Origin of the sequence: Reichenbachiella faecimaris (assembly GCF_900176375.1) — a bacterium.
Taxonomy (GTDB): Bacteria; Bacteroidota; Bacteroidia; order Cytophagales; family Cyclobacteriaceae; genus Reichenbachiella; species Reichenbachiella faecimaris.
Genome location: NZ_FWYF01000001.1, coordinates 772,800 through 786,073, shown reverse-complemented (window position 1 = coordinate 786,073; position 13,274 = coordinate 772,800). Strand labels below are relative to the sequence as shown.

8 protein-coding genes are annotated in these 13,274 nt (G+C 39.6%); 6 read left to right on the top strand and 2 right to left on the bottom strand.

Annotated features, from left to right (window positions below; all coding sequences use genetic code 11):
• Nucleotides 1-118 precede the first annotated feature (118 nt).
• Together rsgA and B9A58_RS03320 are read left to right on the top strand one after the other, a co-directional pair.
• Entirely contained in the window at nt 119-1,186 is a 1,068-nt protein-coding gene (gene rsgA / locus B9A58_RS03325) for a ribosome small subunit-dependent GTPase A (protein WP_084370995.1), read from the top strand.
• Between the two features lie 28 nt (nt 1,187-1,214).
• Entirely contained in the window at nt 1,215-1,652 is a 438-nt protein-coding gene (locus B9A58_RS03320; protein ID WP_084370994.1) for an SRPBCC family protein, read from the top strand.
• Nucleotides 1,653-1,665: 13 nt separating this feature from the next.
• Here B9A58_RS03320 and B9A58_RS03315 read toward each other — a convergent pair whose 3' ends face one another.
• Nucleotides 1,666-3,684: an OmpA family protein gene (locus B9A58_RS03315; protein WP_084370993.1), complete on the bottom strand. Its 2,019-nt coding sequence runs from the start codon at nt 3,682-3,684 to the stop codon at nt 1,666-1,668.
• A gap of 220 nt (nt 3,685-3,904) precedes the next feature.
• Here B9A58_RS03315 and lon point away from each other — a divergent pair, with 220 nt between their 5' ends.
• The 4 genes from lon to B9A58_RS03295 all read left to right on the top strand — a co-directional run bounded on the left by lon (nt 3,905) and on the right by B9A58_RS03295 (nt 12,291).
• Nucleotides 3,905-6,376 carry an endopeptidase La gene (lon, locus tag B9A58_RS03310; protein WP_084370992.1) on the top strand — a complete coding sequence of 824 codons (2,472 nt, stop codon included), beginning with the start codon at nt 3,905-3,907 and terminating at the stop codon, nt 6,374-6,376.
• A 36-nt stretch (nt 6,377-6,412) separates the two neighbouring features.
• Entirely contained in the window at nt 6,413-7,426 is a 1,014-nt protein-coding gene (porQ, locus tag B9A58_RS03305) for a type IX secretion system protein PorQ (RefSeq protein ID WP_139793722.1), read from the top strand.
• 1 nt (nt 7,427) lies between these two features.
• Nucleotides 7,428-8,822 carry an ATP-dependent protease ATPase subunit HslU gene (gene hslU / locus B9A58_RS03300; protein ID WP_084370990.1) on the top strand — a complete coding sequence of 465 codons (1,395 nt, stop codon included), beginning with the start codon at nt 7,428-7,430 and terminating at the stop codon, nt 8,820-8,822.
• A 259-nt stretch (nt 8,823-9,081) separates the two neighbouring features.
• Complete coding sequence (locus tag B9A58_RS03295) at nt 9,082-12,291, top strand: two-component regulator propeller domain-containing protein (protein WP_176214662.1); 3,210 nt, start codon at nt 9,082-9,084, stop codon at nt 12,289-12,291.
• A 304-nt stretch (nt 12,292-12,595) separates the two neighbouring features.
• Here the strand turns inward: B9A58_RS03295 and B9A58_RS03290 are convergent, their stop codons facing one another.
• Nucleotides 12,596-13,105 carry a DUF4494 domain-containing protein gene (locus B9A58_RS03290; protein ID WP_084370988.1) on the bottom strand — a complete coding sequence of 170 codons (510 nt, stop codon included), beginning with the start codon at nt 13,103-13,105 and terminating at the stop codon, nt 12,596-12,598.
• Between the last annotated feature and the right edge of the window lie 169 nt (nt 13,106-13,274).

Genomic DNA, 13,274 nt, shown 5'->3' with positions numbered 1-13,274 from the left:
TCCGCAACTTTCCCACGTGATATGCACAGGTTTTGCACAATCCAGTGGTTAACCATTAAGTTATACCCAACCAATTGCTATCTGGGTCGTAAACTGTGATTTATAAACCAATAGCTCCATGACACTAAAAGACTTAGGCTATACACCAGCATTAGAAACATACAGCAATGATCAAGGGCTTGATTCCTTTGAAGTGGGTCGCGTGATTGCCGAACATCGCGAGCGATATGCCGTCAGGACGGCTGATTCAATTTTTGACGCCGAACTATTGGGCAACTTGAGATTTACTGCTGAAAGTAGAGAAGATTTTCCGGCCGTAGGGGATTGGGTAGCGCTCTCTATTTATGACGAGGACAAGGCTTTGATTCATGGCATCTATCCTAGACATTCAATAATTGCCAGACAGGCTGTAGGCAAAAAAGGGGAGAAGCAAATTATTGCAACGAATATAGACTTTGGTTTGATAGTCCAATCAGTCAATCGAGACTTTAACATCAATCGACTAGAGCGTTATTTGACGATCTGTCATTCAGCCGAGATTGAACCCATCATTGTTCTTAGCAAAATTGATTTGCTAGAAACGGGCGGATTAGAAATAGCACTGGATGAAATAGCCAATCGAATCAAAGATGTAAAAGTTGTTCCAGTCAGCAGCCAAACCGTGAATGGCTACAAGAAAGTAGCAGACATTATCGAAAAAGGAAAAACATATTGTTTGTTGGGTTCGTCAGGTGTAGGCAAGTCTACCTTGTTGAATCACCTTTCTGGGCGAGAACTAATGGAAACAGGAGAAATCAGTGAGAGCATTGATAGAGGGAAGCATGTCACCACGCATAGGGAACTAGTGGTGCTAGAAAATGGTGGAATTCTGATAGATAATCCTGGGATGCGCGAAGTGGGTATTGCGGATGCCACAGGTGGATTAGAAATGACATTTGATGAAATATTGGAATTGGCAGAAGATTGCAAATACAAGGATTGCACACATTTGCATGAAGAGGAATGTGCTATCTTAGAGGCTTTGGCTGAAGGAGAGCTGGATCAGGATGCCTATGACAACTACCTTAAAATGTATAAAGAAAAAATGCATTATGAGGCCAGTGAAGAAGACAAAAAGCGTAAAGACAAAGGTTTTGGTAAGATGATGAAGCAGGTCAAAAAAGCGAGAAAGCAGAATAGGTATTAATTTTATAAATACAGTCGTTTAATTTATTATGAAAAAGGTAGAAGTTACTTTATCAATTAATGGAACAGCCGAGAAAATAATAGAGGCATTTATCAATCCTGCAAGGCTAAAGGAATGGTGGCAGGTAGAGCAAGCATTGATTGAACCCAAAGTGAATGGTGTTTACACCTTGGTCTGGCAGGTTACACCTCAAGGGCTTGGTTTTGTGTCGAGTGGACAGATTGCCTCCTACGATCCGGCCAGTGAGTTGATTATAGACAAATTTGTTTATCTCAACCCAACCAAATCGCTGTTGGGGCCTATGAGTTTGACTATTCGCGTAAATCCCCAGGAAGCGGGAAGTGAATTATATCTCTGCCAGGATGGCTATCAATCAGGAGGAGATTGGGATTGGTATTATGCGGCAGTAAAGCAGGCGTGGCCTGATCTTCTTCAAAATTTTAAAAAGTATATAGAAGCTCGATAGCGCATGAGTTTGACTACTGATCATCAAACTGACTATCAATATCCTGCTCTTTTTTGATAGCAGGGCGGTAGATTTCGAACTCTACTCGGCGATTGAGCTTACGATCTTCTTCTGTCCGCTCTTCCACTATAGGCAGGGTACTGCCATAGCCTTCATTTTCTACTCGGTTAGAAGACACACCACCAAATATGACAATGTAGTCCCGTATAGTCTGAGCGCGATCCTTGGACAATTGTAGGTTCAATTGGTCTGAGCCATATTTATCTGTATGACCGGATATTCTCAGATAGAAATCAGGGTTGTCATACATGAAATTGATGATCTTGTTTAAGTCGCCATACATCTCTACTTTCAAGTTGGCCTGACCTGCATCAAATTCTATGGATTCAAATTTCACTTTGCTGGCTATGGGTTCTGTTACTTCATGGAACTGTGCTGGCCCGTCGAGGTAAAACATCTCTTCAATCCTAAAGTATTCATCACCTTGAATAATCAACAAATAATTACGATGGTTGATCAAATCAAATTCAAACGTCCCATCTGGTTTGAGATATTTTGGAGCTACAGCTGTACCTTCATCCAAGTCTATGACAGACACGATTCCAGTAAATGGCTTGCCTGTCAGGGAGTCAGTGAGTGATCCCGAAATTTGAGTAAGCGCCTCAGGTTGTGCTTCCATGGGTAGTGGGAAGGAGTACAAATCCAGCATGTTCAAATCATCAGTAGCAGACCTAGAATAGAAAAGATCTTTTGATTCCGAGTCAATCGAGAAATAGAATTCACTCCCACGTCCATTGACCAATGGGCCAATGTTGATTGGTTCACTCCACTGATCATTGTTGTGGTAGGATTTGTAGATATCAAATTCTCCAAATTTGAACAACTGTCCATTCGAGCTGAAGAAGAGGACTTCGTGGTTTGGGTGATAGAATGGGCTGACCTCATTTTTTCTAGTATTGACTACTGGCCCTAGATTCTGTGCGGGCATCCATTTGTTGTCTTCATTCTTATAGGTAAAGTAAATGTCAGACAAGCCAAACCCTCCAATTCGATCAGAAGCAAAGTATAAAGTATCTTCTGTGTGTGACAAGCTAGGGTGTGAATCCCAACTGACACTATTAATAGTAAGGCCAATATTTTCAATGTCAGTCCAAACACTATCCTCATTGAGTTTAGCCAGAAAGATATCGCAGTTGCCCATAGAGCCGGGGGAGTCGCATCTTGAGAAAAACAAGGTCTTACCATCTTTTGTTATGCAAGCAGAGCCCTCATTGTATTGGGTGTTGATCTCTTTCAAGTCTGTGCTCAATTCCCAATAACCATCTTCTTTGACAGAGATAAATAAGTCCTCATTTTTTCTATAGGTCAATCCTTGAAATCGCTCATTTCTTTTGGAAGTAAAGATCATTACTTGATTATTCATCCCCAAAGTAGGTGCATAGTCAGCTTGGCGTGAATTAATTTTTCGACCCATATTGAGGAGTACACCTCTTGGCGGCCGGATGGTATCAATGGCCTTTCTATGCTCTACCAATTTGTAGTAGTAATCGAGCGGCACAAAGTTGTCCACTTCTTGTGTGTTGAGCGAGTCATAATACAATTCAATCTCGCGAATGTCAATACTTTGATGGTGGTGTCGAAGAGCCAATTTGTACAGTGATCGAGCTTCCTGCTCTGTGCCGTATATCTCTGTCAATTTGGCCAGTCTCCATATCCAGTAGGTGTCTACATAAAAATTTCTTATACCAAATTGCATCACATACGATTGCAAGGCTGGATAAAGTTCAGACCAATTCTTTTCTGATTCTAATTTTTGAATGTGTTGTAACTTCGATTTGTCATAATATTCATTAATGACATTGATATTTTTGAAATTATAAATACTGAATTGGCCTTCCGTGCCTAGGGTGTCAATCTGCAAAATGGCTGTGCTTTCCTTTTTTTTGCCCAATAACTGGGCACTTGTAGGAGAAAGAGTCAGTAATAAAACCGATAGCAGTAAGAAGATATTTATGGATAAAGATCTAAACAATGAAAATTCCTTTTTTCGTTACAAGCACATCGGCTATCTTAAGTTTTTGTGAGGTACTGTCACTTTTTTCAAATTTAGCACAGTCAACTTTCATAACGAATGAAAGCTGCGATTAAATATACTTACTTTGGCATACCGATTGTAATTAAAGGGTGACTAAAAAATTGACCAGCTGCATACGTGCAATCGTGCCAATATGACAGCTTAGGATGAATACAATATGGAGTTGAATAATTTTTATAATTCTTATCTTTTTTCTGAATTGGCCGACGAAGATGCCGAAGAGCTTATACCTCTAGATCTTACGGGAGAAGACGATGAATTAGAACCTGGAGATCTTCCTGAAGAGCTTCCGATACTGCCTCTAAAAAATGCTGTTTTGTTCCCTGGAGTTGTGATTCCTATTACTGTAGGAAGGCAAAAGTCAATCCGCTTGGTGAAGAAGGCTTATCGTACCAACAAAATCATTGGTGTGGCAGCTCAGCTAAATTCAGGAGCAGAAGATCCAGGAGAAAAAGAAATATATAAAGTAGGTACAGTTGCCAAAATATTGAAGATGTTGGTGTTGCCTGATGGCAATACCACAATCATTATTCAAGGCAAAAGCAGAATGGAGATAAAACAGGTGGTTCAGGAAAACCCGTATCTCACAGCCAAGGTAGATTTGCTTCATGAGAATTTTATCGAGGAGGAAAACAAAGAGACGGTAGCGATCATATATTCTTTGAAGGATGCTGCAAAGAAGATTTTGAAGCTGAATCCAGAGATTCCAAAAGAAGCACAAGCGGCTTTGGAAAACATCAACAGTTTTAAGTTTCTCACCCACTTCTTATGTTCCAATATTAATACAGAAGTAAAAGACAAACAGAAACTACTTGAGATCAATGATGGCAACAAGAGAGCAGAAGCTCTATTGAAGTATATGCTGAAGGATATACAGGTATTGGAGCTGAAACACGAAATTCATGATAAGGTAAATACCGACATTGACCAGCAGCAGAGAGACTACTATTTGCGTCAGCAAATGAAGGTGTTGCAGGACGAGCTAGGTGCTGGGGGAGCTGAGCAGGAACTTGATGAACTAAGAGCCAAAGGGTTAACAAAAAATTGGTCTACAGAAGTTGCAGAGCATTTTGAGAAGGAATTGACCAAAATAGAAAGAATGAACCCCATGGCAGCAGAGTATCCTGTGGCTATGAATTATGCAGAGCTGCTTGTAGAGCTACCTTGGGATGATATATCTGAAGACAACTTTGATCTCAAGAGAGCAAAGAAAATACTGGATGCGGATCATTTTGGATTAGAGAAAGTAAAAGATAGAATTATTGAATATCTGGCCGTTCGAAAGCTGAAGAACAACCTAAAAGGTCCGATTTTGTGTTTGTTTGGTCCTCCTGGCGTGGGCAAAACTTCATTGGGTAAGTCGATCGCCAAAGCACTAAATAGAGAATATGTAAGAATGTCACTAGGGGGCGTACATGATGAAGCCGAAATTCGTGGTCATAGAAAAACCTACATTGGTGCCATGCCAGGCAAAGTGATTCAGAACATCAATAAGGCAAAATATTCCAATCCAGTGTTTGTCCTGGATGAGATAGACAAAGTGTCTTCTGACTTTAGAGGAGACCCTTCTTCTGCATTGCTCGAGGTGTTGGATCCAGAGCAAAATGAAACATTCAAGGACAACTTCCTTGAGGTGGAATATGATTTATCGAAAGTGCTTTTCATAGCCACAGCCAATTCATTGGATACCATCCAGCCTGCACTACGAGACAGAATGGAAATTATTGAAATCACTGGATATACTTTAGAAGAGAAAATTCAAATTGCTAAGAAGCACTTATTGCCAAAACAGCTTGAAGAGCATGGTATGAAGCCTAGTCAGTTGTCCATGGACAAAAAAGCATTTGCCAAACTAGTAGATGACTACACGCGCGAATCAGGTGTAAGAAATCTGGAACGGAAAGTAGGAGCAGTCGTGAGAGATGCAGCCAAGTCTTTAGCAATGGAAGAAGAGTACCAAAAGAAGGTCACTCCAGAAGAGATTAGGAGGATTCTAGGAGCTGAGGTATTTGATAAAGAACTCTATCAAGACAACAAACATGCAGGAGTGGTAACAGGCCTGGCTTGGACGTCAGTAGGTGGAGAAATTCTTTTCATAGAATCTAGTTTAAGTAGAGGCAAGGGGAAGTTGACTCTTTCTGGTCAATTGGGAGACGTGATGAAAGAATCAGCCATGACTGCACTGTCATACCTCAAGTCGAACGCAGAGAAGTTGAACCTCGATTATCGGGTGTTTGATAATTATGATTTGCATATTCATGTCCCTGCAGGTGCTGTGCCTAAGGATGGTCCATCAGCAGGTATTACCATGTTGACTTCACTAGCTTCCGTGTTTACCCAAAGGAAGATAAAACAAAAACTGGCAATGACCGGGGAGATTACGTTGAGAGGAAAAGTACTTCCTGTAGGTGGCATCAAAGAGAAGATTTTGGCAGCGAAAAGAGCTGGGATCAAAGAGATTATTCTCTGTCAGAAGAATCAAAAGGATATTGATGAAATAGACGATAGATATGTGAAAGATTTGAAATTTCATTTCGCAGAAACCGTGGAAGAAGTATTGGCTGTCGCCTTGCTTCCTCAGAAAGTTTCGAATGCGATGGAGTTAGTAACTATTGAACAAAAACCTTAAGTTCATATATCTTCGAACGTGCTAAGAACTATAAATATGAAAAAACCTGCTTTTGTCTTTCTGATATGGATGCAAGCAGGTTTTTTATTTGCGCAGATTGATGATTCGTTCCAATTTCTTAATCTTCCCGCAGGAGCCAGAGTAGCAGGTTTAGGAGGCGTGGTGACTACATCTACAGATGCTGATGTCAACTTGTTTCTGTCAAATCCTGCCTTGTTGGATTCGGTGAATGATAATCATGTGTCGTGGTCGCATCTGGCCTATTATGCGGATGTGAAATACAACACATTCGCTTACGCTAAAACTTTTGAAAAGGCAGGAACCTTTGGTATTGGGATTCAGCATTTGGGATATGGTACTATAGATAGTCATGATATTTCTGGAAATGCTGTGGGCTCATTTGATGCCAATGAAACTGCTGTAGTGGCCTCTCATAGTCATCAGTTGAGTGTTTTCAAACTGGGCGCTAGTTTGAAATATGCCTATTCAGGTATCTATACGTACAGTAGTTCAGCTTTGGCTTTGGATATTGGAGGTGTATTCATACACCCAGAAAAGGAGCTGATGTTTTCGATTTTGTTCAAAAATCTGGGCTTTGTGATGTCCGACTATTCAGGGACTTCAGATTCATCATTGCCAACAGATTTGCAGCTAGGCATGACTTTCAAACCAGAGCACATGCCCTTTAGGTTTTCATTTACAGGATATAATTTGTTTAGCCCAAATGAAAATTATGAAGATGAGTCTATCAATCCCAATGAAGGGAGATCAGCAATTGTAGACAGAGTATTTAGACACATCAATATTGGAACAGAAATATTGTTCAGTCGTAACTTCAATATGCGATTGGGTTATAACCATAGAGTAAGGAAGGAGCTGAAATTATCCGAAAAGGCAGGTTTGTCTGGTATATCCCTAGGGCTAATGGCAAGAATCAAAGCCTTTGAACTTTCTTACACCTTTACGAACTATCATGTGGATAGTGGGCGTAGTTATTTTACTATTACTAGTAATTTGAATCGAGTATTTAAGAAAAAGTCAATTATTTAGAATGTTATCAAAAGATCAATACCTCACTCCTAAGCAAATTGTAGAAGAGTTGGATAAATATATCATTGGACAGAATGATGCCAAGCGCAATGTGGCAATCGCCTTGCGAAATCGCTGGAGAAGAATGAATGTGAAAACTGAAATTCAAGGTGAAATTGTACCAAACAATATTTTGATGATTGGAGCCACGGGTGTTGGTAAGACAGAAATAGCTCGTCGCTTGGCAAAAGTAGCAGATGCTCCATTTGTAAAAGTAGAGGCATCTAAATTTACAGAAGTGGGTTATGTAGGGAGAGATGTTGAGAGCATGGTACGGGATTTAGTTGAGCAATCTGTCAGTCTAGTGAAACATGCACAAAAGGAAAAAGTAAGAGAAAAAGCTGAGGAGATTGTAGAAAATATCATTTTGGATGCGCTGATCCCCCCAGTCAAAAAGGCGCCCTCTCCAATGTCGACAAATTCAGATGGAACCCATACAATCCCAGTAGATGATGCAGAACTCAATGAGAAAACTCGTGAGCGATTCAGAGAAAAAATCAAAAATGGTGAGCTAGAAGACAGAAAGATTGATATCAGTGTAAGCCAAAATTCTTCAGGGGGAATTGGCATGATTGGAGGTGGCGGTATGGATGAAACCTCCATGATGAACATCCAGGAAATGATTGGGCAAATGATGCCCAAGAAGTCCAAGAAACGAAAAGTAACAATAGCTGATGCCCGCAAGTTGTTGATGGAAGAAGAATCATCTCGTCTAATAGATATGGACGAGGTGAAAGATGAAGCCATTACCAAGGCAGAAAATACTGGAATTATTTTTATTGACGAAGTAGATAAAATTGCTGTAGGTGCTTCTAAAAAAGGCGGGCCAGATGTGAGTAGAGAAGGGGTGCAGAGAGATTTACTCCCCATTGTAGAAGGCAGTGCAGTGAATACAAAGTATGGTGTCATCAATACAGATCATATTTTATTTATTGCAGCAGGAGCCTTTCATTTTGCTAAACCGTCTGACTTGATTCCTGAATTACAAGGGCGTTTCCCAATACGAGTAGAACTCGAAAACCTAACGAAAGACGACTTTGTCAGAATCTTGAATGAGCCCAAAAATGCCTTAACTAAACAGTACACCGCCCTGATCGGGTCAGAGGATGTGGATATTTCATTCAATCAAGAGGCGATTGAAGAAATAGCATCCATTGCTTTTAATATCAATGCGGAGATTGAAAATATAGGTGCTAGAAGGCTGCATACCGTCATGAGTCGATTGCTCAACGATATCCTTTTTGATATTCCAGACGTAATTGGGGCAAATGCAAAAATTGTGATAGACAAACAAAAAGTGCAGGAAAAGTTGGATGGAATGGTTGAAAATAAAGACCTCAGTCAATTTATTTTGTAAGTTGCAAAGTCCATGCTACTCACTACCAAGACTCAATTAAAGTATATTTTTAATAATACGAGGAAAAGAATATCTTTTGAACATTAGACAGCTGATCGGAAGTGATAATCTGCCAGATCAGCCGCCCAGTAGCGACTATTTTGTGATGTAGCTCGATTTTTTCCGAGCTTGTTTTCTAAAATTGATCGAATAGCGTTGTATATGTTTTTTGGTTGAAGAATAAATTCTTTAACTTATTCCTTATCTGAATTAGATGGCGATGTCATTATTCACATTTTTGGAATTGAAAGAAAGCATTCTAAACCACCCAAGAAAAAAAATAATCCAAACAGCACTGCTTGTTTGGATGGGACTTATCGTAGGTTGTAATGAGAGCGATCCCAAAACAGATCATATTTCTGAACGAAAGGATTATGGCTTATTTGAGCCAAGTAATAAAATTAATCTAATAGAGCCCGAGGAAATTGTAGTTGGTGATCTGAAAAAAACAAAAGCGCAAGGGAGAGTAGTAAAATCCAAACCTCCTAGAAGGAAAAAAATCACACCTTTTACTATTGAGAGCAAAGAACCTAAGATAGTACCTATCAATCGAAAAGATTTAGAATTGATTACTATCCCAGAGGATACTGAGATGGGTCGTATCACGATGGTGGACTCTATCCACCCTCAGCTCATTTCTCAACCCATACCAATCAAGGCTTTACCTATGAGATTCAAGGATGCAGCACAGTTTAATATTCAATATTTGGATGTTGAACAGGGAATTTCCTCTTCTTTCATTTACTCTATTTACGAAGATAAGAAGGGTAATTTATGGTTTGGAACCTACGGAGGTGGGCTTTGTCGTTACGACGGAAAAAACATTCATAACTATACGGATATAGAAGGGCTGTCTAATAACAGGATTAGGGTGATCTGTGAAGATCGCGCAGGTAATCTGTGGATTGGGACGAACGGAGGAGGAGCCATCAAATATGATGGACAGAGTTTTACCAATTACTCCATTGAAAATGGACTAGCCGATAATCGCATATATGGCATTCATGAAGATAGACAAGGTAAATTATGGTTTGGATTTGCCAATGGAAGCGTAAGTCGATTTGATGGTCATTCATTTTTTACACTCTCTGAAAAGGATGGCCTGAGTGGAGATCGCATTTATTCTATTTTGGAAGACCGTGCAGGTAACATTTGGTTTGGTTCAGACGGTGGAGGGATTTCTATTTACAACGGCAGTAGCCTGCTAAGAATGCAAGCTAAGGATGGACTGCCAAGTGATCAGATCAGAACCATAATTGAGGACGAATTTGGAGATATTTGGATTGCAACCAATGGAGGTGGGCTATGCAAGTATGATGAGAAGACACTGACAATATATGGTGAAAAACAAGGCTTGCCTAATGGAAAGATATTATCCATGATTCAGGACAGTAAGGGAAGTTTTTGGATTGGTACGTATGGTGGTGGTGCCATTAAATTTGATGGTAACCAATTCAGCCATTACATGGAAGAAGATGGCATGTCGAACAATACCGTGCTAAGTATTCTGGAAGATCGTAGTAGGAATATCTGGTTTGGTACCAATGGTGGGGGGGTGAGCAAACTTCGAGAAAACTCCTTCAATAGTTACGAGGGAAAGGATATTCTTGAGTATAATACCATTAGGTCAATACTAGAGGATCGAAGAGGTAATATGTGGTTTTGTACAGATGGTGAGGGGATGACTAAGTTTGATGGAACCACTTATGAAACCTATACCGAAAATTCTGGCCTACCCAATGGCAATATTTATTGCATGATTGAAGACAGGAAGGGTGTTTTTTGGTTTGGTACGCGTGGAGGAGGCGTTATATCATTTGATGGTGAATATTTTACTAACTACACTGAGCAAGACGGATTGGCCAACGACAATGTGCGAAGCATGTATGAAGATATCAATGGAAACATTTGGTTCGGCACCTATGGAGGAGGGGTTAGCCGTTTTGATGGCGATTCTTTTGTGACCATAAGTGAGGCAGAAGGATTAGGAAAAAATGTAGTACGATGCATCACAGAGGATCGAAAAGGTAATATTTGGTTTGGGACGGATGGTGGAGGAGTTACTAGATTTGATGGCGAAAAGCTCTACAATTTGACCGAGCAATCTGGTTTGCCAAGCAATATTGTTATGACTATTTATGAGGACAGATCTGGCAACATGTGGTTTGGTACGTGGGGTGGTGGCTTGTGTAAATTTGATGGGACACAATTTGAACATTATACTAAAGAAAGCGGATTAACGCATGATTTGGTGTTGTCAATTGTAGAAGATAGAAATGAAAACCTATGGGTAGGTACTGAGGCTGGAATTAGTGTTATTCAGACCAAAGGCACTCAGTATACCTGCACCAATATGACCAAGTGGGACGGGCTGAAGCGACTGGATTTAGCACTCAATTCAATCTGTCTGGATGATCAAAATCAGATTTGGTGGGGCCATGGCAAAGGAGTAACCAAATTGAATCTGAATTCTTTTGAAGTAAGTAAAATACAACCTGAAGTCCAATTGAACTATGTGGAGATCAATCAAGAGTTTGTAGATTTTAGGCGATTGGATGATTCTTCTTATGATTATTGCATTGCTTTTGGGATGCTTCCAGATGCTAAAAATTCTGTCATACCATTTTATAACTATCCTAAACAACTGAGTCTGCCATATAATCTTAACCATCTCACCTTTCACTTTTCTGCCATTGATTGGGCAGCTCCCCATAAGGTACAGTATCAATACAAGTTGGAAGGCTTTGATAAAGACTGGAGTCAATGGAATACAAATGGAATAGCCGAATATAGAAATATACCTTCTGGTAAGTATATGTTTATGTTTAGAGCCATTGGTGAATCCAATATCTATAGTGACCCTCTGAGCTATGCTGTGGAGATTGTCGCTCCGTGGTATGAGAATTTATGGGTCAGAATTATAAGCGGGCTGATTTTAGTTGGAATTCTTTATGGACTGTTCAAATGGAGGATTAGGCAGTTGAGTCAAAATCAAAAAGTGCTGATGCATATTGTGGACGAGCGAACCAAAGAGCTCACTGAGCTGACAGAAGAGATGAAGTTGGCCAATGAAAAGCTTATTCAAAAGAATGAACAGATTTCCAATCAATCAGAAAAATTAAACACAGCGAACGAAGCGCTCAATTCAGTGAATGCGAATTTGGAGAAAATGGTAAATGATCGTACCAAGGAGCTCACGGCCAAAAATAAAACCTTGTCAGACTATGCATTTATGAATGCTCATAATTTGAGGGTGCCAGTGGCAAATATTAAGGGTATCATTCAGTTATTTGAGTTTAAGCTCTCCATGGATGAAAGAGAGGAGCTTATTGAAAAGTTGAAAGGGCAGTCTGATGACTTGGATCAGGCGCTGATAGATATTACCAACAGATTGGAAAATGATAAACCACCCAATACAGGTTCTGATTAACTTTTGACTTGAGAGTAACTATATTAAGCTAACCCCAATAGCATGCAAACCTATAATAATCTTCCGGCTGGTTATTTAATGACTCACTGAATGCGCTTAATGAAAACCTAGAAAAAAACGTGATAGAACGCACCAACGAATTGGTAATAAAGAATAAAAAACCCTCAGATTATACCTTCTTAAATGCGCATAACCTGAGAGCTCCTGTGGCTAATATCAAGGGAGTGATTCAGTTGTTTGATATCAACTTAAGACTTAAAGAAGATACTTTAATCGATCATCAGGAAAAGGAAGAAATACTGAATCAATCGACCAATTCTTCTTCGTCCTCTTCAAGTTCCTCATCTTGAGTTTCAGCCACGGGTGTTAGATTTGATGGTATTTCATCATCCATTTCAGGAAAAACTTCAACAATATTTGTTTTGGCAATGCTTGAAATCTCAAATGGCACAAGCATATTATCAAGACTTTGCTCCACTTTTTCATAAGCGTCTTTTACTGATTCAGCACTGGTTAGAATATAAGTTGTGATTTTCACCTCTTTTTCAGAGTCACCATCCACTGTGGAGTATTGCACTTTGCATTTGTACCAATAGTCTGCATCTTCGAAGTTGATCACCTCGCCAATGTTAGTTTTTGAAATCGTCATGATTTGAAACTCTCCGCTCACAGTTCGTTCCATGGCGCCATAAATCCTAGATTCAGCATCAGTATAAGATACAGCATCCACCAGATGCAATTCTGACGTTTGTTTTACGATGCCTTCTTCGTTTTCCTTACCATATTTTGCTTTACACTGATACCAAATTTTCATAAAAAATGCTTTTTAAAATTTAAGAATAATTAAAAATGAAGGCGGCAAAAATAGAAAAGGAAAAATGGATTCCAAGCAGGAACGAAACTTATCGGTTATAAAATGAACACCATCTATTTGCATTAGTTTTACAATTAGTATAGAAATGAAATATTTTACAATTATATTT